This window comes from Ruegeria sp. TASC047 (assembly GCF_059612445.1).
In genome coordinates this window covers 13780-36830 of record NZ_JBXWQP010000019.1, presented here as the reverse complement: position 1 = coordinate 36830, position 23051 = coordinate 13780, and the positions used below count along the sequence as shown (strand labels likewise).

Annotated in this window: 23 protein-coding genes; 15 read left to right on the top strand and 8 right to left on the bottom strand. The window is 57.6% G+C overall.

The window, feature by feature from the left end; genetic code table 11:
- The first annotated feature begins 5 nt into the window (after positions 1-5).
- Positions 6-2165: a selenide, water dikinase SelD gene (gene selD / locus AC2FLO_RS02670; protein ID WP_496751259.1), complete on the top strand. Its 2160-nt coding sequence runs from the start codon at positions 6-8 to the stop codon at positions 2163-2165.
- Here the strand turns inward: selD and mnmH are convergent.
- The gene (gene mnmH / locus AC2FLO_RS02665; protein WP_496751258.1) at positions 2156-3208 is read right to left on the bottom strand and encodes a tRNA 2-selenouridine(34) synthase MnmH; all 1053 of its coding nucleotides are present in this window, start codon (positions 3206-3208) and stop codon (positions 2156-2158) included. The genes selD and mnmH overlap by 10 nt on opposite strands.
- Positions 3209-3245: 37 nt before the next feature.
- Positions 3246-3911: an SOS response-associated peptidase gene (locus AC2FLO_RS02660; RefSeq protein WP_496751257.1), complete on the bottom strand. Its 666-nt coding sequence runs from the start codon at positions 3909-3911 to the stop codon at positions 3246-3248.
- Positions 3912-3966: 55 nt separating this feature from the next.
- On the opposite strand from AC2FLO_RS02660, the gene AC2FLO_RS02655 reads away from it, so the two are divergent.
- Positions 3967-5619, top strand: a complete 1653-nt coding sequence (locus AC2FLO_RS02655) for a tetratricopeptide repeat-containing sulfotransferase family protein (RefSeq protein WP_496751256.1) — start codon at positions 3967-3969, stop codon at positions 5617-5619.
- A gap of 63 nt (positions 5620-5682) precedes the next feature.
- Here the strand turns inward: AC2FLO_RS02655 and AC2FLO_RS02650 are convergent, their stop codons facing one another.
- Positions 5683-7260 carry a bifunctional metallophosphatase/5'-nucleotidase gene (locus AC2FLO_RS02650; protein WP_480484248.1) on the bottom strand — a complete coding sequence of 526 codons (1578 nt, stop codon included), beginning with the start codon at positions 7258-7260 and terminating at the stop codon, positions 5683-5685.
- Positions 7261-7367: 107 nt separating this feature from the next.
- On the opposite strand from AC2FLO_RS02650, the gene AC2FLO_RS02645 reads away from it, so the two are divergent.
- The 4 genes from AC2FLO_RS02645 to arsC are packed head-to-tail and all read left to right on the top strand — an operon-like array spanning position 7368 to position 9527.
- Entirely contained in the window at positions 7368-7706 is a 339-nt protein-coding gene (locus AC2FLO_RS02645) for a DUF952 domain-containing protein (protein ID WP_496751255.1), read from the top strand.
- Positions 7703-8134, top strand: coding sequence for a DUF1330 domain-containing protein (locus AC2FLO_RS02640; protein ID WP_496751254.1), 432 nt, complete (start codon positions 7703-7705; stop codon positions 8132-8134). The genes AC2FLO_RS02645 and AC2FLO_RS02640 overlap by 4 nt, the downstream gene beginning before the upstream one ends.
- A complete protein-coding gene (locus tag AC2FLO_RS02635; protein WP_496751253.1) occupies positions 8131-9189 on the top strand; it encodes a quinone-dependent dihydroorotate dehydrogenase in 1059 nt (352 codons plus the stop codon). Before AC2FLO_RS02640 ends, AC2FLO_RS02635 begins: the two co-directional genes overlap by 4 nt.
- Entirely contained in the window at positions 9186-9527 is a 342-nt protein-coding gene (arsC, locus tag AC2FLO_RS02630; protein ID WP_496751252.1) for an arsenate reductase (glutaredoxin), read from the top strand. Before AC2FLO_RS02635 ends, arsC begins: the two co-directional genes overlap by 4 nt.
- On the opposite strand, the gene AC2FLO_RS02625 is transcribed toward arsC, so the two are convergent.
- Genes AC2FLO_RS02625 through AC2FLO_RS02615 form a run of 3 tightly spaced genes read right to left on the bottom strand, consistent with a single transcriptional unit; the run spans position 9524 to position 11782 of the window.
- The gene (locus AC2FLO_RS02625; RefSeq protein ID WP_496751251.1) at positions 9524-10840 is read right to left on the bottom strand and encodes an MATE family efflux transporter; all 1317 of its coding nucleotides are present in this window, start codon (positions 10838-10840) and stop codon (positions 9524-9526) included. The two genes, arsC and AC2FLO_RS02625, sit on opposite strands and share 4 nt — an antisense overlap.
- A gap of 2 nt (positions 10841-10842) precedes the next feature.
- Entirely contained in the window at positions 10843-11361 is a 519-nt protein-coding gene (locus AC2FLO_RS02620) for a PaaI family thioesterase (RefSeq protein WP_267364663.1), read from the bottom strand.
- A 1-nt stretch (position 11362) separates the two neighbouring features.
- Positions 11363-11782, bottom strand: coding sequence for a PaaI family thioesterase (locus AC2FLO_RS02615; RefSeq protein WP_496751250.1), 420 nt, complete (start codon positions 11780-11782; stop codon positions 11363-11365).
- Positions 11783-11897: 115 nt separating this feature from the next.
- Here AC2FLO_RS02615 and AC2FLO_RS02610 point away from each other — a divergent pair, with 115 nt between their 5' ends.
- From AC2FLO_RS02610 to AC2FLO_RS02575, 8 genes are all read left to right on the top strand, one after another.
- Positions 11898-12266 (top strand): MerR family transcriptional regulator, encoded by a 369-nt coding sequence (locus AC2FLO_RS02610; protein WP_267364662.1) that lies wholly within the window; start codon positions 11898-11900, stop codon positions 12264-12266.
- A gap of 270 nt (positions 12267-12536) precedes the next feature.
- Positions 12537-12938 carry a MerR family transcriptional regulator gene (locus AC2FLO_RS02605; protein ID WP_209503256.1) on the top strand — a complete coding sequence of 134 codons (402 nt, stop codon included), beginning with the start codon at positions 12537-12539 and terminating at the stop codon, positions 12936-12938.
- 42 nt (positions 12939-12980) lie between these two features.
- The gene (locus AC2FLO_RS02600; protein ID WP_496751249.1) at positions 12981-14762 is read left to right on the top strand and encodes an acyl-CoA dehydrogenase C-terminal domain-containing protein; all 1782 of its coding nucleotides are present in this window, start codon (positions 12981-12983) and stop codon (positions 14760-14762) included.
- A 55-nt stretch (positions 14763-14817) separates the two neighbouring features.
- Entirely contained in the window at positions 14818-15030 is a 213-nt protein-coding gene (locus tag AC2FLO_RS02595; RefSeq protein WP_480585154.1) for a hypothetical protein, read from the top strand.
- Between the two features lie 279 nt (positions 15031-15309).
- Positions 15310-15948: a glutathione S-transferase family protein gene (locus AC2FLO_RS02590; protein WP_480585156.1), complete on the top strand. Its 639-nt coding sequence runs from the start codon at positions 15310-15312 to the stop codon at positions 15946-15948.
- 11 nt (positions 15949-15959) lie between these two features.
- Complete coding sequence (locus AC2FLO_RS02585; RefSeq protein ID WP_496751248.1) at positions 15960-17171, top strand: acetyl-CoA C-acetyltransferase; 1212 nt, start codon at positions 15960-15962, stop codon at positions 17169-17171.
- Complete coding sequence (locus AC2FLO_RS02580; RefSeq protein ID WP_267364657.1) at positions 17171-17659, top strand: cupin domain-containing protein; 489 nt, start codon at positions 17171-17173, stop codon at positions 17657-17659. The genes AC2FLO_RS02585 and AC2FLO_RS02580 overlap by 1 nt, the downstream gene beginning before the upstream one ends.
- Positions 17652-19853 (top strand): 3-hydroxyacyl-CoA dehydrogenase NAD-binding domain-containing protein, encoded by a 2202-nt coding sequence (locus AC2FLO_RS02575; protein ID WP_480558310.1) that lies wholly within the window; start codon positions 17652-17654, stop codon positions 19851-19853. Before AC2FLO_RS02580 ends, AC2FLO_RS02575 begins: the two co-directional genes overlap by 8 nt.
- A gap of 56 nt (positions 19854-19909) precedes the next feature.
- On the opposite strand, the gene AC2FLO_RS02570 is transcribed toward AC2FLO_RS02575, so the two are convergent.
- Together AC2FLO_RS02570 and AC2FLO_RS02565 are read right to left on the bottom strand one after the other, a co-directional pair.
- Complete coding sequence (locus tag AC2FLO_RS02570) at positions 19910-20683, bottom strand: Hint domain-containing protein (protein ID WP_496751247.1); 774 nt, start codon at positions 20681-20683, stop codon at positions 19910-19912.
- Between the two features lie 268 nt (positions 20684-20951).
- Positions 20952-21887 carry a DMT family transporter gene (locus AC2FLO_RS02565; RefSeq protein WP_496751246.1) on the bottom strand — a complete coding sequence of 312 codons (936 nt, stop codon included), beginning with the start codon at positions 21885-21887 and terminating at the stop codon, positions 20952-20954.
- 148 nt (positions 21888-22035) lie between these two features.
- On the opposite strand from AC2FLO_RS02565, the gene AC2FLO_RS02560 reads away from it, so the two are divergent.
- Entirely contained in the window at positions 22036-23049 is a 1014-nt protein-coding gene (locus AC2FLO_RS02560) for a hypothetical protein (RefSeq protein WP_496751245.1), read from the top strand.
- Positions 23050-23051: the final 2 nt, after the last annotated feature.

Here is a 23051-nt window from a genome sequence, read left to right as displayed (position 1 = left end):
CACAAATGCACACATCTCCGCTGCCCCTGACCCGTGATCTGGTTTTAATTGGCGGCGGCCACACCCATGCCCTGCTGCTGCGCAAATGGGGAATGAGCCCTTTGCCCGGCGCGCGGGTAACCTTGATCAACCCCGGCCCCACCGCCCCCTATTCCGGGATGTTACCCGGATATGTCGCCGGACATTACGACCGGTGGGAGCTGGATATCGATCTTGTAAGATTGGCCCGTTTCGCAGGTGCGCGGGTGATCTTGGGCACAGTCAATGGCATCGATACCGAAACACACGAAGTGCACGTCCTTGGGCATCCTCCGGTAGGCTTCGACATGGCTTCGGTCAATGTGGGGATCACGTCGGACATGCCCGCCTTGCCGGGCTTTGCGGAACATGCAGTGCCAGCCAAGCCGCTGGGACCTTTTGCTGCAAAATGGGCCGAGTATCTAAAGGGTCAAGGCCCGGCCTCGGTCGCTGTGATCGGTGGCGGCGTCGCGGGCGTCGAACTGGTCATGGCGATGGCACATGCATTGAAGGCCAGGGGGCGGGCGGCACAGATTACCCTGATCGATAGTGCCTCGGCCCTGACTGCAACCAAACCCAAGGCGGCGGCAACAATCCGGATTGCAATGCATGACCTTGGTGTGGAGGTGATTGAAAACGCGGTGATCACCCGGATCGGGCAGGATCACGTGGAACTACAGGACGGGCGCACAATTCCGGCTAGTTTCGTGACCGGTGCCGCCGGAGCCCGCGCCTATGACTGGATCGCAAACACAGGGCTTGACCTTCAGGACGGACACATCCGAGTGAACGGCTACCTGCAATCCAGTGATCCGGCTGTGTTTGCCGCCGGGGATTGCGCCCATCTTACGGACAACCCCAGACCGAAGGCTGGTGTCTATGCGGTGCGCGAAGCGCCGGTTTTGTACGATAATCTTCGCGCAGCGCTCGGCGCGGGACAGATGCGAAAATACACACCGCAAAAAGATTATCTCAAACTGATCTCACTGGGTGGCAAGTCAGCACTGGCCGAGCGTTTGGGAACATCGTTCAGCGGCCCGTTGATGTGGACATGGAAGAACCATATCGACCAGACCTTTATGAACAAGTTTCGCGACCTGCCGCAAATGACACCGCCCGCCCTGCCACGCGTCCGGGCAACCGGGCTTGATGAGGTTTTGGGTGAAAAGCCCATGTGCGGCGGATGTGGAGCAAAGGTCGGGCGCGACGCATTGCAACTCGCCCTAAAATCCCTCCCCACCCCTACTCGTACCGACATCACCGCCCTACCCGGCGACGATGCCGCGCTTTTGCAAACAGGCGCGGCGCAGCAAGTCATGACGTCTGACCACCTGCGGGCTTTCACCAACGATCCCGCACTTATGACGCGGATCGCTGCCGTTCACGCCTTGGGGGATATCTGGGCCATGGGGGCCGCACCTCAGGCGGCCACGGCAACAATCATCCTGCCGCGCATGTCTGCCGCCCTGCAACGCCGCACAATGTCCGAAATCATGTCAGTCGCGAGTGACGTCATGCGGGCTGCGGGCGCGGAAATCGTGGGCGGGCACAGCTCAATGGGCGATGAGATGACTGTCGGTTTCACGCTGACTGGCCTGTGCAAGGCTACCCCGATTACCTTGGCGGGTGGTCAGCCGGGGGATCGCCTGATCCTGACCAAACCCTTGGGAAGCGGTGTTCTGATGGCGGCGGAAATGGCTGGTCTTGCCGAAGGGGCCTGGGTCGCGGCAGCCTACAAACACATGACACAGCCCCAGGGCGATGCAGCCCGCATTTTGGCCAACGCCCATGCGATGACCGACGTGACCGGGTTTGGTCTGGCCGGGCATCTGCAAGGCATCTGCGACGCATCGCATTGCGGCGCTACGCTTGATCTGGACGCGGTAAAGGTGATGGACGGCGCGCTTGCGCTGACAGATCAGGGGGTCCGGTCAACGATTTTTGCCGACAACAACGCGATTGCGCCCGATCTTCCGTCCAGGGGCAAGGCGGCGCTGCTTTTTGACCCGCAAACAGCCGGGGGTTTGCTGGCCGCCGTGAATGCGAAGGACGCCGAAACCCTTCTGCAAGATCTTCTGGACATGGAATATCCGGCAGTGATCATTGGCCAGCTGACCGACACAACGGGTTTGCGCATTCAAAGCTGATCCAGAAGGCTTTCAATTTGCGCGGCCGCGTTGCTCAGCCCCGTGTTGTCCAAAGTTTCCACATCAAGACTGGCCAATACCTGCACCGGGCGAGATTGCCGGGATTTGGTGTATGCGGGATCATAATGCTGTTCCATCAAGGCCCGTGTCAGCGCCTGTTTTTGACCCGCATCAATCAATCGCAGCCATCCGTCCACGACCTCATGCCCGCGATGGAACCGCAGCGGTGACAACCGGTCCCGCAATCGGTCACTGTCAGACAGAATGTCGTCATAAGCCCGAACCAGATAGGCAGAACGGGCTTCAATTGAAGCCGTAATGTTCACACGCGGAGCCTTGCACAACGCGTTCCAAAGGCTGGGCGGCAGGATCAAGCTGCCAATTTTGGATGATTCCGCTTCGACCACGACTGGACGCGCCGGATCCATTGAACACAGCGCAGCGGACAGGGCAGATTCAAACCCCTTCTGACTGGGCTGCCCCCCCGGCCTTTCGCCCAGCAAGGACCCGCGATGGTTGGCCAGCGCTTCAAGGTCCAGAACCTGTACGCCTCGTGCCTGCAACAGAGCCAAAAGATGGGTCTTTGCGGTGCCCGTGTAGCCATCCAGCGCGATCAGCCGATGTGGCAAGGGATCATCGTACAAATAAGCGTTCACCAATCGACGGTAGGTACGATAGCCGCCATCGACCACTTCGGCGCGCCAGCCAATTTGCTGCAACATCCATGTGAATGATCCGGAACGCTGTCCACCGCGCCAGCAATAGACCAAGGGGCGCCACGCTCCGTCATGATGGCTGAGGTGGTGTTCGATGTGATTGGCTGCATTGCGGAACACCAAAGCAGCGCCCAGCTTGCGCGCCAGAAACGGGCTGTCCTGTACATAAATGGTTCCGACCCGAGCGCGTTCCTCGTTGTTCAGCACAGGCAGGTTTATTGCACCCGGCAGATGATCTTCGGCAAACTCGGCAGGGCTGCGAACGTCGATCACGGTATCATACCTGTGCGCGTAAAGTTGGGTCAGGTCAGGAAATTTCAGAGCCATGCCGAAGGTCTAGCTTGCTGCGTTTCCAAAGAAAAGGTCACGCGCCACAAGGTTCGATCAGCTCTGGCCCGCTGGCCCGGTTCGAGTTCACCGCAGGCCCGACCCGGTGGAAGGTCAACACATCCTCGTTCCCCGGCTGCATCAGCCGCGCGGCCCCTTTTCCGGCTTCACCCAACCACAATGGCCAGTCTTTGGGTTCTACGATCAAGGGCATTCGCTGATGAATGAACTCAAGCCATTTGTTGGCAGCCGTCGTCACGATAGCACAGGTGCCCTGCCGTTCGCTTTCAGGGCCCCAGTCCTGCCAGACCCCGGCAAAGGCAATGGGAGCTTTGTCCTGACGGTGGATATACCAAGGCAGGCGCGTTCCCTGTTCCGTTTTTGTCCATTCATAGAACCCAGTCGCCATGATCAGACAACGGCGCGTCCGGCAGGCATCGCGAAAGGCGGGCTTGTCCGCCAGGGTCTCGGCCCGGGCGTTGATCAGCAACGGCCCTGCCGTTTCGGTCTTGTACCAATGTGGCAGAAATCCCCAGCGCAGCGCATCCAGATGGCGGCCTGTTTCGCCGCTACGCACGACATGTACCTGATTTGTCGGACAAACATTGAAATTCGGCACCACAGGTAGCGCATTTGCCGGGCGCGCTGAAAACAGCTGCGCCATTGCGTCGTTGGGAAGAGTTATTGCAAACCGTCCGCACATGGGTAATGAACCACCGATACATTCTTGATACAGGCACAGGATCTCACGGGGTCACATGGAATACCAGACAACGCAAACCCTCAAGAGCAAAGCACTGGCGCTTCTGGAAGCAGGCAAGCTGCCGCAAGCTTTGAAAAAGGCCCAGCTGGGTGTCAAGAAATTCCCAAAAGACTCGGATTATCATGCCATCGCAGGCTTTGTTTTGACCGAGATGAAGCAATACAAGAAATCAATTCCGCATTTTGTTGAAGCCTCGCGGATGAAACCGGACGACCTGCAGTTTGTCGAAAACCTGGCGAATGCATTGATGCAGACCGGGCAAATTCCCAAAGCCCTGGACTATGCCGAACAAAAGCTGGAGCAATTCCCCAACAACCAGGAATTGAACCGCGTGTTGGATGAAATTCACCTCAAAGGCACCAACTGGCGCATGATGATCGAACATGCGAGCAAGAAGCTGGAGAGCGATCCAGACAATGTGGACCTTCTTGCAAAACGGGCCAGAGCTTACGCCAATATCGGCTTTGACGATGAAAACTCGCGGGATGTCGCCCGCGCCTACGAGTTGGACCCCGAGAACACAAAGATTGCCCTTATTAAGTCTGTAAACCTTCACCAAACGGGTGAAAAGAACGAGTCCAAAGCAATACTGAGGCGCGTTCTTCAAAACGAACCCGAACATATGTCGGCTTTGCTGCAATTATCGGCAATTGCAACCACAGAAGAAGCTCCGGAGCTGCTGGAAGCCGTTAATAAAGCCATCTCCGAAAAGGGAGATGATAAGCTGGAACTCCAGTTCGCCAAGGCGCATTTGATTTCAAAGTTAGACGGGTTGAATGCCGCCATGCCGCATTATGCGCGGGCCAATGAAATTCAGCACCAAGGCAACCCCTATGTCCCGGCGGATGAAGAGGAAAAACTGTTCCGGATCACCAGCTTGTTCCCTGTCGATTCCGATGCACCAGAGTCTGGCTTTGCCGAAGGGCCAACACCGATCTTTGTACTGGGTCAACCCCGCTCGGGCACGACATTGATGGAGATGATGCTGAGTTCAGCCCCCGGAATTTCCGGTTGCGGCGAACTGACTTTGGGGGCCGATCTGTCGCGTGAGTATGAGAAAAAAGGCCAGAAGTATGACGCTGCCAAAGCGTCCGAGCTTGCGCGGGAATTCCTCGAATTGATGCCGCCCATTCCGGGCGACTCTGTCGCCTTTGTCGACAAGATGCCGCACAATTATCAACGTATTGGATTCCTGCTGTCTGCCTTCCCAAAGGCAAAGATTATCAACATGCTGCGCGATCCGCGTGATGTTGGATTGTCCAAATGGATCAGATGTTTTCCTGCGGGCGGAATGCGCTATGCCTCGAATATGCAAGCCATCGCCCATTCGGCAAATATGTATCGTCGTTATACGGCGCATTGGGATACCGTGTTCGGAAATCGTATCCTGACGGTACCTTACGAAGAACTGGTGGCCGACCCGAAAACCTACAGCCAGCAGGTCGCTGCGTTCTGCGATTTGGAGTGGACCGAAACGATGATGCACCCCGAGAAAAACACCAAACAGGTACGTACGGCAAGCATCGATCAGGTGCGCAACAAGATCTCGACCAAGTCTATCGGCGGCTGGCGCGGGGTTGCTGAGCACATCAAACCGATGCTGGACGGGTTCGATCCGAAACTCTGGCCGGAATATGATTTCAGCTGATCCGTTCCCAAACAAAAAAGCCGCATCACAGGGATGCGGCTTTTGTCTTTGTCGTAAAACAAGTTACTTCTGTTTGATACGCCCGTCTACATACGGCTGATAGGGCGCATTTTCCGCCAGGTATTCCGCGGTGACATCCGCAAGGTCCGGGCCGAAGTCATAAGCGTTCTTGTCATCGCCTTCGAACATCTTGTACCCGTCACCACCGTTGCGGACGTAGTTGTTGGTGACGACCAGGTAGGTCTTGTTCGGGTCGATCGGAATAAAACCGTCACCCTCGGCAATCATCACCTCGCTGACGCGCCCCTCGTTCGGTGCCACGCTTGGGTCCCAGGTAAAGCTAAGACCGGCGACCTGCGGGAATCGGCCTTTCACCTCTTCCACCTGACTTACGCCATTCTCCAGCGCATCAATGACACCCTGTCCGCTGATTTCAAAGGTCGACAGTGTATTCTGGAAAGGCAACACCGTCAGAACCTCGCCCATGGTCACATCACCGGGATCGATAGAAGCCCGCAACCCACCCGAATTGGCAATGGCGATCTGAACGCCCTGATCCGCCACACGCGCCAGCATCGCATCGGCAACCAGGTTGCCCATCTGGCATTCCTGCACGCGGCAAATTGAGCGATCCCCTTCAATGGCTTCTGCAGCGCTTGCAACAACCTTGTTGCGGATTTCATCCAAAGGCACCGCCAGTTCCGCAATCCGGTCCAGCGCGGCCTGATCCTCGGTCACTGCGTTGTCCATGATCAAAGGCTCGCCAGCTGCCTCGATCACTTTGCCATCGTCATCGAAAGTGACGTTCAATTCGCCCAGAAACTTGCCATAAGCATAGGCCTGAACGATCTGTACGCCGTTTACCACTGTTGGGTACGGACCTGCCGCCTTATCCGACACATTCGAAAGATACGTGTTCGAATGCCCGCCGACGATCACGTCAACACCAGTCGTCTCTTGTGCGACACGCTGATCGACGCCATAGCCGGAATGGCTGAGAACGATGATCTTGTTGACACCCTCACCTGTCAGTTTATCGACTTCGGCCTGCACAGCTGGCACCGGGTCCGAAAACGTGACATTGGGGCCGGGCGAGGCAAGCTCATCCGTGTCGATTGGGGTCAGGCCGATCAAGCCGATCTTCTCGCCGCCTACTTCGATAACGGTCGATTTCTTGATCCTGTCCGTCAAAAGCTCTTCGTCGTGAATATCGGCGTTGGACATCAGGACCGGGAAGTCGACCGAGTCGATGAACCCCCGCAACACTTCGGGGCCGTCATCAAACTCGTGGTTGCCGACGGTCATGGCATTATAGCCCAGCTTGTTCATGAACTCGGCTGCGACCTTGCCCTTGTAATAGGTATAGAAAAGGGACCCCTGGAACTGGTCACCTCCATCCACCAGAATCGAATTTTCTGCCCGTGCGCGCGCGTCGGCAACTGCCGTTACTAGGCGCGCCGATCCGCCAAAGCACTTGCCTTCTGCATTGTCTTCCTCACCGCAACCGCTGTCGTATTTGTTGATCGGCTCAAAGCGCGAATGGAAATCGTTGGTGTGCAGAATTGTCAGCTTGTAATCGGCTGCTGCGGCACCCGCCGTCAGGCCCACCACCGCGACCGAAGTTAAAAATCGGGTCAACATCTTGGAACTCCCTGTTATTATTGCCGGGGATCGTGCGCTTATGTCGACCGAGAGTCAAAGGAGAAATCCAGCTTGATTCCAAGCGCCGTGCGGGGCATCAGGTCATCATGCTGATCTACAAGATTTTCCGAGCCGTCGAATGGGCTGAACTGCAAAGTCTGGGCGCCACATACGGAGCACCCATTGACGTGTCAGACGGGTTTGTTCACTTTTCTACCGCTGAACAAGCTGCTGAAACCGCTGCCAAGCATTTTGCGGGCGTTGAAGGGCTTATGCTGTTGGCCTGTGATGCCGATGCCATGGGCGATGACCTGAAATGGGAAGTGTCGCGAGGAGACGCCCTGTTTCCACATCTGTATCGTCAGATCAGGTTAAGCGACGTTGTCTGGGCGCGACCCCTGCCTTTTGTCGGCACGGCACATCAGTTTCCCGAGGACATGGCATGATATCTTATGTCGATCCGGATCGCGGCCAGTTCGAGGCGTTCAAGGCCCTGGACCGCGACCAGCCGATCGAAATGCTCAATCTGGTGAAGTTCCGCGCCGAGGCGCAGTATCCCAAATCACATGAATTGGCGTGCGCAGGGCTGACCGGGGCGCAGGCCTATCAGAAATACGGGACTGAAACCGCTCCAATCATTGGCCGTATCGGGGCAAGCATCCTATGGCGGGGTGTCTTTGAAACGACACTGATCGGACCGGCTGATGAGGTATGGGATGCCGTCTTTATCGCACGCTATCCGACTGCATATGCGTTTCTTGAAATGGTGACCGATCCGGCCTACCGGGCGGCGGTGGTCCATCGGCAGGCTGCGGTAGAGACCTCGCGCCTGATCCGGTGCGGATCAAGCGAAAGCAGGAAAGCGTTCGGATGAAACTGACCGAGAAATTCGGGCTTGCAGCCCTGCACTGCATGGACCCCGAAACCGCCCACGGGATGTCGATCAGGGCTTTGAAGGCGGGGCTTGCGCCTGCGCCGGGGCCGGTGACAACGCCGCGCCTGAAAACAAGCCTTGCCGGGTTGGACCTGCCTAACCCGGTAGGATTGGCCGCGGGCTTCGACAAAAACGGTGAAGTTCTGACGCCGCTGTCGCGCACAGGGTTCGGTTTCATCGAAGTCGGGGCCGTCACACCGCGCCCGCAACCGGGAAACCCTAAACCCCGCCTGTTTCGCCTGACCGAGGACAAAGCAGCGATCAACCGTTTTGGCTTCAACAACGAAGGCATGGAGGTGATGGAAAAACGGCTTGCTGATCGCCCCCAAAATGCGGTGATCGGCCTGAATCTGGGCGCCAACAAGGACAGCGAGGATCGCGCGGGTGATTTCGTAAAGGTGCTGGCGCATTGTGCCGCGCATCTGGATTTTGCCACGGTCAACGTGTCATCCCCGAATACGGAAAAGCTGCGGGATTTGCAGGGCAAGGCGGCGCTAAGCGCGCTTTTGAACGGTGTGATTGAAACCCGTGATGCGCTGCCTCGCCCACTGCCCATCTTCCTGAAAATCGCGCCGGACCTGACCGATGCCGAGTTGCAGGACATTGCCGATGTTGCGCGCGAGACCCGTGTGGATGCCGTGATCGCCACCAACACCACCCTGTCGCGTGACGGGTTGCGCAGTTCGCACAAAGGTGAAACCGGCGGACTGTCCGGCGCACCGCTGTTCGAGAAATCAACACGTGTTCTGGCGCGGCTCAGCCAGTTGACCGGGGGTGACATTCCCCTGATCGGCGTGGGTGGCATCAGCAATGCGGAACAGGCCTATGCCAAGATCTGCGCCGGGGCATCTGCTGTGCAGTTCTATACGGCGATGGTGTATGGCGGCATTTCTCTGGCGGCTGACATTGCGAACGGGCTCGATGAACTGCTGGCCCGCGACGGCATTGAGAATGTAGCCCAAGCCGTCGGCAGCAAACGAGAGGACTGGCTATGATCGAATATTGGCACAACCCGCGCTGTTCAAAATCCCGCGCCGGTCTTGCGTTGCTGGAAGAGAATGGCGCACGGGTCACGGTGCGCAAATATCTTGAGGATGCACCATCAATCGATGAGCTGCGAGCGGCACAATCCGCCTTGGGGCTTTCGCCCATTGAGATGATGCGTACCGGAGAATCCCGGTTCAAGGAACTGGGGCTGACAAAGGCCTCGCCAGACGACGCCCTGATCCGGGCCATGGCCGAAAACCCGATCCTGATTGAGCGTCCGCTTGCCATTGCGGGGGATAAAGCCGCCATCGGGCGTCCACCGGAAAACCTTCTTGCGCTGCTCTAGGCCACCTGCGCCTCGAGCTTGGGATAGCGCCATCCTAAAGTCACGCCGCGCGCGATATTAAGCACCATCAACGCGGCCCACAGGCCGTGATTTCCGAAACTCGGCACCAGAATAAACAGCGCAACCAGATAGATCACAACCGATTGGAACATCGCGCTGCGCATTGCCCGGGTCCAGGTGGCGCCTATGTAGATTCCGTCGAACATCCAGCTTGCCACGCCAATAACGGGTGCCAACGCGGCCCATACGAGAAACTCGCGCCCCGCCTCACGCACCTGCGGTGAGGTCGACATGACGTCGATCAACGCCGGTCCGGCGACGAAGAAAACCGCACCCAGTAACAGGGCACCCCCGACACCCCATTGCGAGGTCATGACAGACGCGCGGCGCACCTGATACCTGTCTCTGGCACCCACCGCACTTCCGACCAAAGCCTCGGCGGAAAAGGCGAACCCATCCAGCGCGAAAGCTGTGACTTCTAGAAACTGAAGCAAGACCTGATTGGCCGCCAGAATGACATCACCCAGATCCGAACCGACGAAAAGAAAAGTCGTGAAGGATCCGGTCAGCAAAACCGACCGGATCATGATATCGCCGTTGACCTGCAACATCCGTTGCAGCCGAGCGGCATCAAATATGCGGGCCCAGTCGCGCCAGATTCCGTCTTCGAACCCATCCCGACACAGCCAAATGCCCAGCGCCAGACCTGTCCATTCCGCAATCAAAGTGGCAATGGCAACCCCTTCGACACCCCAGCCGAGACCAAGCACGAACCATAGATCCAGAACGATGTTCAATCCGTTCATCCAGACCTGAAGAACAAAAACCCCGCGCGTGCGTTCAACCGCAATCAACCATCCGGTAAGCGCATAAAGCGCGATAGTGGCAGGCGCGCCCAAAATTCGAATCTCAAGATAGGCGTGGGCCAGCGTTTCGACCTCGAGGCTTGCCGGAGATAAAGCGAACGCACCCGCGAACACGGCCACTTGTGTAAGGATAAAGAACAGCCCAGCCGCGCCGCCAAGCATCAGGCCGCGCATCAGCAATGCCCGGGTTTCAACAGCGTCACCTGCCCCGCGTGCCTGCGCCGCCATCCCGGTGGTTCCCATCCGCAAGAAACCGAAGATCCAGTAGATCGTTGACAGGATCACCGCACCGATCCCGACCGCACCAATAGGCGCAGCCTGCCCCAACTGGCCGACAACGCCGGTATCAACTGCCCCCAGAATCGGAACGGTGGCGTTCGACAGGACAATCGGCACAGCGATCTTCAGCACCCGTCGATGCGTGATGGGCGCCGAGGCGTCCTGCATGGTCAGCTCTTGCCCCGAGGCGGTTGCGGCATCAGGAAATGCCCGGAGGCCTGCGCAAACAGTTTCGCATGATTGTCCTGCCAGGCTTCAACCCGTACCGAAGCGTAACGCCGCCCTGACCGGCTGATAAATGCCCGCGCATAGGCGTCTCGCGGCAAGCCCGAACGCAGATAGTCGACGGTAAAGTCGATTGTCTTGGGAAACCGGATGCTTTCGTCTGACACGATTGCCTCTGCATCGATCTCTCCGCTTTCAATACTTGGGAACATGTGTTCCCAGCTCAGCGTGATAACGGCTGTTACCTCCAAAAAGGCAGCGGTCACGCCGCCATGAATTGCAGGCAGAAACGGATTGCCGATCAGCTTGTCATCGAAATTCAAAACGCCGGTCAGCTCATCCCCGCGCCTGTCAAAACTGATGTTCAGAAAACGTATATACGGTACGCCGTCGACAAGCGCACGCAGGGCTGCATCGCGGCGCTGCTTGACCACCTGCATCGGCTCGGGACGAGGTCTTGGCATATTACTTCCCTTCAACCGTAAAGGACCCTGAGGCTGTCGCCACCGGCAGGTCCATGTCGTTGTCCATTGCGGTGGCCCGCACGAAGGCAACGTTTCGCGTGATATGGTGACAGACGGCATGTGCAGTAATCGTCTGACCTGGCGTCGCCGCGCGCATATAGTCTATCCGCAGATCGATTGTTGCGGTTCCTCCGGGGGCCGATGGGTGGCTCATCACCGCAGCGCCACAACAGGTGTCCAGAATCGTGGATATCGCGCCCCCATGAATCACCCCTGTACGCGGATCCCCGATCAGGTCTTTGTTGTAGGGCAGAGTTATCTCTGCCTCACCCTCGCCGATCTGCGTGAGCGTAAGGTTCAATGCCCGCGCATGGGGGATCGCCTCGATAAACTGGCGGGCTAAAACTGTCTTATCGACCATAAGTATGCGTCCTGTTCTCTGCACCGCCTTTATGAGCCGGTGTTCCGGTAAAGAGCAAGCCTACCTGTTGCGCTTGGGATCGGGACCGCCTAGGTTGCTGACGAGGAGACCGGGAATGTCCAACAACCGTTTGTCATTCAAAGAAATGTGCGCCGAGTTTGACGTGACGCCGCGCACCCTGCGCTACTACGAATATATCGAGCTTTTGCAACCGGACCGCGAAGGGCGTTCGCGCTTTTACGGGGCCCGGGAATGCGCGCGGATGAAACTGATCATGCGCGGCCGAAAGTTTGGTTTTCCTCTAGAAGAGATTCGCCAATGGCTACTGATCTATGAAGATCAGGGAAACGAGGCCCAGATGGCCACCTTTGTCGAAATGGCGGACCGCCAGATGAGTGAGCTTCAGCAGCAGCGACAGCAGCTGGATGAGGCAATGGACGAACTCAAAAGCCTGCGCGACCAAACGGCCAAGTCGCTGGAATAACCTTTTCCGATATTTCATAACCAAGCATTGCAGGTGGCAAAACCTGTCAAAACCGGTGCGCATCCCCTTCAAGGCACCCGTTTATTCATGCCGAAAATCAGTTGACGTAACGGTAACAAAATTACGCCGAAAGCTCCTTACGTGCACGGATGTTACGTCAACTTCAAAGTGACGCAGCGTCTGGATTACGTAAACGTCACTCACATGTTGTAAAGCACCCACCAACTGCGCAACTCATGTCTCATGACGCCAGTGACGAGAGTATGACGAATGACCGAAGATGTGATGACCATCCGTGAGATGTGCGAGACCTATGATGTCACACCACGCACCTTGCGGTTCTATGAGGCAAAGGAACTACTGTTCCCGATCCGCGAAGGCCAAAAACGTCTGTTCACCAAACGTGACCGGGCGCGGCTGAAGCTGATCCTGCGCGGAAAAAGATTCGGGTTCAGCCTCGAGGAAATTCGACAGCTGCTGGATCTCTACCATGTGGGCGATCAACAGGTCACCCAGATGAATCGCACATATGAAATCGCGTGCGAGCGTCTGGCTGACATGGAATCACGCCGCGAAGAGCTGACGCAGGCCATCGACGATCTGAAAGAGCAGTTGCGCTGGGGCGAGAAAGTCATCGCCTCGATGAAACAGGAAAAGAAGGCGGCCGAGTAACCTCGCCCTGCCTTCCGGACATATGAATTAAGGGAGCTTCACATGCCCGTTTACAACGCGCCAACCAAAGACATGCAGTTCATTCTGCACGATGTTCTGAAAGTCTCGCAGTCGGACATCCCCGGCTATGACGAACTGGAAGCCGAATTCACCGGCGCAGTTCTCGAAGAAGCAGGCAAGGTTGCCACCAACGTCCTGCATCCTTTGAACGTTGTTGGTGACGCCGAAGGGTGCCGGTTGGAAAACGGCATTGTGTACACCCCTACCGGGTTCAAGGACGCCTTCGAGCAGATGAAGGAAGGTGGCTGGACTGGCCTCGACATGCCGGAAGAGTATGGTGGCCAGAACATGCCTTACGTGATCGGCACAGCCGTGGGTGAGATGTTCTCGGGCTCCAACCAGGCTTTCACCATGTATCAGGGCCTGACCCACGGCGCGGCCTCGGCCATTCTGGCGCACGGGACAGACGAGCAGAAGAACAAGTACCTGCCCAACATGGTCAGCTGCGAATGGACCGGCACCATGAACCTGACCGAACCGCATTGTGGCACCGATCTGGGCCTGATGCGCACCAAGGCAGAACCGCAGGGTGACGGCAGCTACAATATCTCCGGCCAGAAGATCTTTATCTCGGCTGGCGACCACGACATGGCAAACAACATCGTCCACCTGGTGCTGGCCAAGATCCCAGGTGGCCCCGAGGGCATCAAAGGCGTGTCGCTGTTCATTGTGCCCAAGTTCATTGTGAACGAAGACGGCAGCCTGGGCGAGCGCAACGGCGTATCGGTCGGCAAGATCGAAGAGAAAATGGGCATCCACGGCAACTCGACCTGCGTCATGAACTATGACGAAGCCACCGGCTGGCTGCTGGGCGAAGAGCACAAGGGCATGCGCGCCATGTTCACCATGATGAACGAAGCGCGTCTGGGGGTGGGCATGCAAGGCCTGTCGCAAGCCGAAGCGGCCTATCAGAATGCTCTGGAATACGCCAAGGACCGTTTGCAGGGTCGCGATGTGACCGGTGTCAAGAACCCGGATGGTCCGGCCGATCCTCTGATCGTGCATCCTGATATCCGTCGCAACCTGATGGATCAGAAAAGCTTTACCGAAGGCGCGCGCGCGTTCATCCTTTGGGGCGCGACCATGATCGACAAGGCGCACCGCGCGGGAGACAAGGATGCGGACGGGCTGATCTCGCTGCTGACCCCGGTCATCAAAGGGTTTCTGACCGACGAAGGCTACGACATGACCGTTCAGGCGCAGCAGGTCTATGGTGGCCATGGCTACATCGAAGAATGGGGCATGTCGCAATATACCCGCGACGCCCGCATCGCGATGATCTACGAAGGTGCAAATGGCGTTCAGGCGCTTGACCTTGTGGGTCGCAAGCTGGCGCAGGATGGCGGCAAGCACGTCATGGCGTTCTTCGAGATGGTCAAAACCTTCTGCAAGGAAAACGCGGGCCAGAACGAAGCATACGACAAGGCGTTCATCGAACCGCTGAAAGCCGCATCCAAGGATTTGCAGGCCGCTGGCATGTATTTCATGCAGGAAGGCATGAAGAACCCGAATAACGCATTGTCCGGTTCCTATGACTTTATGCACATGTTCGGCCATGTTTGCCTGGGCCTGATGTGGGCGCAAATGGCGAAAGCGGCTCAGGAAGCGCTGGATGGTGGAGCCTCGGACAAAGAATTCTACGAGACCAAGATTGCCACCGGCCGTTTCTACATGGCCCGCCGCCTGCCCGCGACAGCGATGCATCTGGCGCGAATCCAGACCGGCGCGGACACGGTAATGGCACTGGACGCGGCGAACTTCTGATCTCAGTCTGGGTCCGGGCAACACCGCCCGGACCCAGCTTACCGGAGGAGACCAAATGCCAAAACGTTTTCGCCTGACCCGCCGCTTTCCGATTGCGATGACTGAAGATGGGTATCGCAAACTCAAGGCGTTCGCGCGTGATGCCGGTCTGGACGAAGGGGAGGCGCTGTCTTTCTTGTTCGAGAATTTCAACAGCGTGATAAATGAGGAGAACCTGACCCATCGCCTGCGCATCTTCAATTCCGAACTTGAGGCACGGAAGAGGTGAACAGCTGCGGAGAAAACTCAACGGCGACTTTAATTTAAATGCCGGACGCCTCCGGCGGGAGTATTTGTGAAAAGATGAAGCGGCGATGCGTCCCTGCCACCGGGCACAATCGCCATCAGGACAGGAACGACTTCACCTTTTGCGGTCATCGGCTCTCCAGCCTGTACCGCACGACCACTGAATACGAAGATGGTTGATGAAACGTTACCTACTGCCCTTCATCTTTTCAAAAATACTCAAATCCGGCCTAGCAACATGCGCCTTGGGAGGGGCGAGCACATGACCATCAAACTTCATTGCTTCGGAGAAAGTGGAAACAGCTACAAGGCTGCTTTGGCTCTGGAAATGTCCGGTTTGGAGTGGGAACCGGTCTTTGTCGATTTCTTCAAAGGTGTAACCCGTACGCCGGAATATCGTGCTGACGTAAACGAGTTGGGTGAGGCACCAGTTCTGGTCGATGGAGATTTTCACACCAGCCAATCCGGTGCGATTCAGGCCTATGTCACGGAGAAGTCCGGCAAGTTCGGTGGCAAGGACCGGGAAGAAGACTACAATATTCTGCGTTGGGTTTTGTGGGACAATCACAAACTCAGCTCAATGGCAGGTTTGACGCGGTTCCTGATCAATTTCCTACCCGAGCAGCACCGCAACCCTGATGTCATTGCATTCAATAAAGGACGTTTGAAGGCGGCTTATGAAATCCTGAACAACCACCTGGATGGTCGCGACTGGATCGTTGGTGATGGTGTGACCAACGCCGACCTTAGCTGCTGTGGTTATCTGTATTACCCTGAACCATTTGGCTTTGACCGTGCCGACTGGCCCCATATCGACGCCTGGCTGACCCGCTTGTCCGAACAGCCCGGCTGGAAACACCCCTATGACCTGATGCCCGGCAACCCGTCGGATCGAGCTTGAGGAGAAGACCCATGACCGAAGCCTATATTTATGACGCCCTGCGCACGCCGCGCGGCAAGGGCCGCAAGGATGGCAGCCTGCACGAGGTAACCTCGGTGCGCCTGTCCGCCCTGACCCTGAACGCGATGAAAGAGCGCAACAACCTGGAAGGTCACGCCGTCGAAGACGTGATCTGGGGAAACGTCACGCAAGTGATGGAGCAAGGCGGCTGTCTTGCGCGCTCGGCGGTTCTGGCATCCGACCTCGACCAGTCGATCCCGGGTCTCGCGATCAACCGTTTCTGCGCCTCGGGCATGGAAGCCGTGAACCTGGCCGCAAACCAGGTGAAAGGCGGCGCAGGCGATGCCTATATTGCGGGCGGTGTCGAGATGATGGGTCGCGTGGCTATGGGCAGCGACGGTGCAGCAATCGCTGTTGACCCCTCGCTGGCGATGGAGACCTATTTCGTACCTCAGGGAATCTCGGCCGACATCATCGCGACCGAGTATGGCTTTACCCGTGATGACGCGGATGCGCTGGCGGTTGAATCGCAAAGACGTGCTGCGGAAGCCTGGGCCGACAACCGGTTCGAGAAATCCGTGATCACCGTCAAGGATCAGAACGGCCTGACCATTCTTGACCGGGACGAATACATGCGCCCCGGCACTGACATGCAGAGCCTCGGTGCGCTTAACCCGTCATTCGCTATGATGGGCGAACAGATGCCTGGCTTCGACAAGGTTGCGATGCTGAAATACCCCCATCTTGAGCGCGTGAACCACATCCACCATGCCGGCAACAGCTCGGGCATCGTGGACGGAGCCGCTGCTGTTCTGATCGGCAACAAGGAATTTGGCGAGAAATACGGCCTCAAGCCGCGTGCCCGCATCAAAGCAACCGCCAAGATTGGCACTGATCCGACCATCATGCTGACTGGCCCGGTTCCGGTGACCGAGAAGATTTTGGCCGACAATGGCATGAAGATCAACGATCTGGACCTGTTTGAAGTGAACGAAGCCTTCGCCTCGGTCGTGCTGCGGTTCCAGCAGGCATTTGATGTCGATCCCGCACTGGTCAACGTCAACGGTGGCTCGATCGCGATGGGTCACCCGCTGGGTGCCACGGGTGCGATGATTATCGGCACGCTGCTGGATGAACTTGAGCGTCAGGACAAGGAAACCGGTCTGGCCACGCTTTGCATTGCATCCGGCATGGGTGCGGCAACCATTATCGAGCGTGTCTGATGCCCAAGCTGGATCTTTCTCAGATCCCGTTTCAGGGCGGCTCGGCCTATCCCGGCAAGCTGGCCGAAGCGACCACAGGTCGCTTTGCGCAGCGCGTGGGCGATGCGGGCGGGCTGACCCAATACGGGGTCAACATCGTGCGGCTGGATCCGCAGGGCCTGTCATCGCTGCGCCATTACCACATGAAACAGGACGAGTTTGCCATAATCCTCAGCGGCTCGTGCACGCTGGTAGATGATGATGGCGAGCACGAGATGCAGCCCGGCGATTGCGCCGCCTGGCCCGCAGGTGAGGCCAACGGCCATCACCTTGTGAACAACACCGATGCGCCCATGACCTTTCTGGTGGTGGGCACACGGACCCCGACCGAGACCGGCTATTACAGCGACATGGACATGATGGTGAAGGTTGATGAGAACGGATTCTCCTTCACCCGCAAGGATGGCAGCCCGCTGACGGCTGACCAGATTGGAGATGACAATGACTGATTTCACTCTGAGCAAAGACGCAGACGGCGTCGCCACGATCACCTGGGACGTGCCCGGGAAGACCATGAACGTGATGTCCTTTGACGGGCTGGCAGAATTGAGCGATTGCATCGATCAGGCGCTGGCCGACGATGAGGTGAAAGGCATCATCGTTACTTCGGGCAAGGAAGGGTCATTTGCGGGCGGCATGGACCTGAACCTTCTGGCAGTGATGAAAGAACAGGCGGGCGACAATCCGGCCAAGGGTCTGTTCGAGGGCACGATGAAAATGCACGCCCTGCTGCGCAAGATCGAACTGGCTGGCATGGACCCCAAGACCAAGAAAGGCGGCAAGCCGATTGCTACCGTTCTGCCCGGGACCGCTGCGGGCATCGGTATGGAACTGCCCCTGTCTACCCATCGTATCTTTGCAGCCGAAAACCCAAAGGCAAAGTACGGCCTGCCCGAGATCATGGTCGGCATCTTCCCTGGCGCGGGCGGCACCACCCGTATGGTCCGCAAAGTTGGCGCCATTGCGGCGGCTCCGCTGTTGCTGGAAGGCAAAATGCTGGACGTCAAGAAAGCCAAAGGCGCAGGCTATATCGACGAAATCGCAGCCGATCCAATGGCAGCAGCCAGGGAATGGGTGCTGAGCGCCAAGGACGCCGATCTGGTCAAGCCTTGGGACGCGAAGGGTTATAAAATGCCCGGTGGCGCCCCCTATCATCCTGCGGGCTTCATGAACTTCGTTGGCGCGTCGGCGATGGTGAATGGCAAGACCCAAGGGGCCTTCCCGGCAGCCAAGGCTCTGCTGAGCGCGGTTTACGAAGGCGCTCTGGTCGATTTCGACACCGCGCTGAAAATCGAAGCGCGCTGGTTCACGTCCGTGCTGATGAACCCGTCGTCTGGTGCGATGATCCGATCGCTGTTCCTGAACAAGGAAGCACTGGAAAAAGGTGCCGTGCGTCCTGCAGGTGTTCCGGATCAGTCCGTCAAGAAGATTGGCGTTCTGGGCGCAGGCATGATGGGGGCTGGTATCGCTCTGGTATCGGCGCAGGCCGGTATGGAAGTGGTTCTGATCGACCGCGATCAGGAGGCTGCCGACAAAGGCAAAGCCTATACCGAGACCTATCTGGACAAAGGCATGAAGCGCGGCAAGGTCACCGCTGAGAAAAAAGAGGCCATGCTGGGTCGCATCACAGCGACGCCGGATCTGGACAACCTGAAAGGGTGTGACCTGATCATCGAAGCGGTCTTTGAAGACATGGGCGTCAAGGCTGAGATGACCAAGAAGGTCGAGGCGATCATCCCCGAAGACTGTATCTTTGCGTCGAATACCTCGACCTTGCCGATCAGCGATTTGGCTAAAGCCTCGGTACGGGCTGACCAGTTCATCGGCATCCACTTCTTCTCACCGGTCGAAAAGATGTTCCTGGTCGAGATCATCAAGGGCAAAGAAACCGGTGATCGTGCAGTGGCCAAGGCGCTGGACTATGTGCGTCAGATCCGCAAGACCCCGATCGTGGTCAACGATGCGCGTTTCTTCTACGCAAACCGCTGCATCATTCCATATATCAACGAAGGCGCGCGCATGGTCACTGAAGGCGTCAGCCCCATTTTGATCGACAATGCCGCGCGGCAGTTGGGTTTCCCGGTCGGTCCGATCCAGCTGACCGACGAAACCTCGATTGATCTGGGTGCCAAGATCGCCCGCGCGACAAAGGCGGCGATGGGCGATGCCTATCCGGAAAGCCCCTCGGACGATCTGATCTTCTGGATGGAGGAACAGGGCCGTCTGGGTCGCAAGGCTAACGCCGGTTTCTTCGACTATGACGAGAAGGGCAAGCGCGTCGAATACTGGAAGGGCCTGCAAGAGAAGTATCCGCTTGCCGATGACCAGCCTGACCTGATCGAAGTGCAGGAACGTCTGATGTTTGCTCAGGTTCTGGAAGCCGTCCGCGCACTGGAAGAGGGTGTTCTGGAAGACATCCGCGAGGGCGATGTCGGTGCAATTCTGGGCTGGGGCTTTGCCCCGTGGTCGGGTGGTCCGTTCAGCTGGCTGGACATCATCGGCACACCCTATGCGGCCGAGCGTTGTGATCAATTGGCCGAGACATACGGTGAACGCTTTGCCTGCCCGCCACTGCTGCGCGAGATGGCAGAAAAAGGTCAGAGCTTCTACGGTCGCTTCAACCCCGAAGCAAAGGCCGCTTAATCCAATGATGCGGGCGCATGTCACCATGCGCCCGCATCGTTCTTGTCAGTGTTTGGTTAGATCTGCCATTCGGGCCGCAGGAACAGAACCGGCGCGCTTGGGCGTCCCGGTCGACCCGGTCGCCTGACCCCAAATGGCGGGCGGATCGGAAATATCGGTTCCTGGGGAATGGGTGCAGGCAGCGCACCCAATGGGTTGGCAAGAGCCGACATATCGCCCCTGCTTATAAGAGAATGGATCAGGTCGGAGGCGACCTCTTCGGTCGCGACTTCATACCGTGTTCCTGTCGTTGCGCCGCGCATATTGAAGCGACCGGACGGGCAATAAGCCTGCAATCCGCCTTCGACAAAGATCACCTGATCATCATCAAAAAACAGCGAAAACACTTCAAAAGACGACCCCGGCGCCTGTGACGTCAGGTGACCGGCGCCGTTCAGCAAACGCGCGGGCACCACCGAAGGCGCATCGGCCGTGGAATTGATCCGGGACAGGTTCAGCGCCATGCCCTGTTCGGGCATCAACCAGACAGGTCGCCCGTTATATACGGCGCGGGCAGGCACGAGGACCGGCAGGAACTCGACCCGGCGTTCATCGGCCGGAATGACGACAACGCTTATCGAGATGCGCCGTACCTCTTTGAACCCGTGATCGAGGGTTCTAACCAGATCACCCACCGTGATCCGTTCGACCGGCTTCCACCCGGCAGTCGTGGCGATCTTGGTGCCGTGCAAAAACCCGCCACGGCGCGCATTTACCGCCTGTTTTTTGTTGGTTCGATCAACTTCTGGCAGCTGATCCAGATAAACAGAAATACTTGTTACTTCGGACACGTGCCTTACCCCCTTTTGGCACAAAACATTTATGCCAATGAGCTAACACCAAAAATCCAGCCCGTCACATTTCAGACATATTTGCGCCCAATTTTGACCAATTCCGCGTAATTGCCGATGGTTTTCGTGGACACTCCAGGACTCTCATCCGACATTTTTGCCATTTCTGAAACGAATGCCATTTGTCGATCCAACGAATCCACGGCGTTTCACCGGATACGGAAGTAACGAAACGGTCTGGCTTGGGCGTGCATACGACCCAATTGCGTCAGGCGACTTTTTGCTGTTCAGATGATCGACTGGCGCGCCACCCCAGCAACAGACCCGCTGCCGCAATCATAAGGATGCCCGAAATCTGAAAGGCGCCAATGGTTTGTCCAAAGGCCACAAAAGCGAAAAGCGGGCCGAAGATCATAACAGAATACTCGAACACCGCCACATAAGACGGCTCGCCTAACTGATACGCCTTGATCAGCATGAAAACCGCGATTGTTGAACCGACAGCCTGAGTAACCAACCACGGTATGGCAGGCCCCATATCCCAGACCCACCCACGCGTAACAAACCCCTCGGCACCGTCTGCCGTAACAACCGGCGAGATTGTCAGGAACGTGAGCCCCATCGCACCTGCCAAACCCAGCGTAATGACCATGACGGCCAGCATGGCCACAGTGCTTTCCTGAGAGCAATGCGTACGCGTGAGAATCGAACTGAGGGCATAGAAAAAACCCGCGGCCACGGGCACCAGTGTGCGCAGGTCGAAATCGCCGGGGTTTGGCTGAAGCACCAGAAGGATGCCGGTAAATCCAATCAGTACGGCCAGTATGCGCCACGGCCCTATTGGTTGCCTGAGCACCAGAGCGGAGATCAGCAGCACGAAAATCGGTGAGGTGAACAACCCTGCCAGCGCCTGTGCAATTGGCATCATGGCAAGAGATGCAAAATAGAACAACATTGCCGTGGTGATCAGAACGCTGCGCAAGATGACAGGGCCCCACCGCACGGGCCTCAACCTGCCCAGCCCCAGAAACGACAGGCCGACGATCAGCGGCAGCATCAAAAGCGCACGGGTCAGATGGAACTGCCACAGCCCGACGGTTTCGGCCAAAAGGATCACAACATTGTCGATGACGCCGATAATTGCCATCGCACTGACCATCAGGGCCGCAGCCAGCAAAGCAGAAGATGAGGAATGCGCCTGCATGAAGTCGTGTCCTGATTGTGATCGTGGACCGACAGTCTCGATCCTTTCGGGTATCCAGCACAATTCGCAATGACTGCGCAACAGGTTTGCGCCCTGCGATTTCACCATGCTAAGCTGCGGCAAAACAAATTCGAGCAGACCCACCCAGATGACAGCCCTGAAACAGTACCAGCGGATCGAAGCCACCGGTCTGTGGCGACCCTCGCCCGATGAACAGCGGCGCGAGGTTGTGGTGTCTATCGGTGAAGCCACCCTGACCATTTCCGATTTCAATGACAGGGCGCTGACCCACTGGTCGCTGGCAGCACTTGAACGCCAGAACCCTAGTTCCTTTCCGGCCATATTCAACCCGGACGGTGATCCGGATGAAACGCTTGAGCTGGCCGAATCCGAAACCACGATGCTTGAAGCGATCGACCGATTGCAGCGCGCTATTGATCGGTCCCGCCCCCACCCGGGGCGTTTGCGCTGGCTGAGTGTCGGAGGCGTCGTGGCCGCCGTGCTGGCCCTGTTGCTGTTCTGGCTGCCGGGTGCGCTGCAAAACCATGTTGTCTCGGTCGTGCCCCAGGTCAAGCGGCAAGAGATCGGCGATATGATCCTGCATCGGATCGAGCGCGTCTCGGGCCAGGCCTGTACGTCGCGGGATGCACGGGATTCACTGGAACAATTGGCCCGGCGCACGGGCGTACGGCAGATCATCATTCTGCCAGCAGGCGTTCAGGACAGCCTCAGCTTGCCTGGCGGCACGGTCCTGCTAAGCCGTGCTTTGGTAGAAGATTACGAAGATCCTGCCGTTGCAGCGGGCTATGTGATTGCGGAACGGGCGCGGGCCGCGCATTGGGACCCGCTGGATGACCTTCTGGACAGAACTGGCGCGACCTCGGCCTTTAGGCTGCTGACAACCGGCGGGCTGACGCCCGAGATTATCGACACATATACCGAGCAGGTCCTGTCACAGCCTCGTCCGGCCATTTCTGACGACGACTTGCTGGCGATGTTCTCGCAAAGCGCGCTTCCCTCAACCCCCTACGCCTATGCCCGTGATGTGACCGGCGAAACCGTTCTTGGCCTGATCGAAGCGGATCCGATGGCGGGAAGGGCGCTGGAACAGGTGCTGCCGGACCGTGACTGGGTCCGGCTACAGAATATTTGCGGCGAATAAAC

Bases quoted from the DNA above. Each gene is read 5' to 3' on its own strand.
- selD (WP_496751259.1), top strand. From the start codon at position 6: ATGCACACATCTCCGCTGCCCCTGACCCGTGATCTGGTTTTAATTGGC.
- mnmH (WP_496751258.1), bottom strand. From the start codon at position 3,208: ATGGCTCTGAAATTTCCTGACCTGACCCAACTTTACGCGCACAGGTAT.
- AC2FLO_RS02660 (WP_496751257.1), bottom strand. From the start codon at position 3,911: ATGTGCGGACGGTTTGCAATAACTCTTCCCAACGACGCAATGGCGCAG.
- AC2FLO_RS02655 (WP_496751256.1), top strand. From the start codon at position 3,967: ATGGAATACCAGACAACGCAAACCCTCAAGAGCAAAGCACTGGCGCTT.
- AC2FLO_RS02650 (WP_480484248.1), bottom strand. From the start codon at position 7,260: ATGTTGACCCGATTTTTAACTTCGGTCGCGGTGGTGGGCCTGACGGCG.
- AC2FLO_RS02645 (WP_496751255.1), top strand. From the start codon at position 7,368: ATGCTGATCTACAAGATTTTCCGAGCCGTCGAATGGGCTGAACTGCAA.
- AC2FLO_RS02640 (WP_496751254.1), top strand. From the start codon at position 7,703: ATGATATCTTATGTCGATCCGGATCGCGGCCAGTTCGAGGCGTTCAAG.
- AC2FLO_RS02635 (WP_496751253.1), top strand. From the start codon at position 8,131: ATGAAACTGACCGAGAAATTCGGGCTTGCAGCCCTGCACTGCATGGAC.
- arsC (WP_496751252.1), top strand. From the start codon at position 9,186: ATGATCGAATATTGGCACAACCCGCGCTGTTCAAAATCCCGCGCCGGT.
- AC2FLO_RS02625 (WP_496751251.1), bottom strand. From the start codon at position 10,840: ATGCAGGACGCCTCGGCGCCCATCACGCATCGACGGGTGCTGAAGATC.
- AC2FLO_RS02620 (WP_267364663.1), bottom strand. From the start codon at position 11,361: ATGCCAAGACCTCGTCCCGAGCCGATGCAGGTGGTCAAGCAGCGCCGC.
- AC2FLO_RS02615 (WP_496751250.1), bottom strand. From the start codon at position 11,782: ATGGTCGATAAGACAGTTTTAGCCCGCCAGTTTATCGAGGCGATCCCC.
- AC2FLO_RS02610 (WP_267364662.1), top strand. From the start codon at position 11,898: ATGTCCAACAACCGTTTGTCATTCAAAGAAATGTGCGCCGAGTTTGAC.
- AC2FLO_RS02605 (WP_209503256.1), top strand. From the start codon at position 12,537: ATGACCGAAGATGTGATGACCATCCGTGAGATGTGCGAGACCTATGAT.
- AC2FLO_RS02600 (WP_496751249.1), top strand. From the start codon at position 12,981: ATGCCCGTTTACAACGCGCCAACCAAAGACATGCAGTTCATTCTGCAC.
- AC2FLO_RS02595 (WP_480585154.1), top strand. From the start codon at position 14,818: ATGCCAAAACGTTTTCGCCTGACCCGCCGCTTTCCGATTGCGATGACT.
- AC2FLO_RS02590 (WP_480585156.1), top strand. From the start codon at position 15,310: ATGACCATCAAACTTCATTGCTTCGGAGAAAGTGGAAACAGCTACAAG.
- AC2FLO_RS02585 (WP_496751248.1), top strand. From the start codon at position 15,960: ATGACCGAAGCCTATATTTATGACGCCCTGCGCACGCCGCGCGGCAAG.
- AC2FLO_RS02580 (WP_267364657.1), top strand. From the start codon at position 17,171: ATGCCCAAGCTGGATCTTTCTCAGATCCCGTTTCAGGGCGGCTCGGCC.
- AC2FLO_RS02575 (WP_480558310.1), top strand. From the start codon at position 17,652: ATGACTGATTTCACTCTGAGCAAAGACGCAGACGGCGTCGCCACGATC.
- AC2FLO_RS02565 (WP_496751246.1), bottom strand. From the start codon at position 21,887: ATGCAGGCGCATTCCTCATCTTCTGCTTTGCTGGCTGCGGCCCTGATG.
- AC2FLO_RS02560 (WP_496751245.1), top strand. From the start codon at position 22,036: ATGACAGCCCTGAAACAGTACCAGCGGATCGAAGCCACCGGTCTGTGG.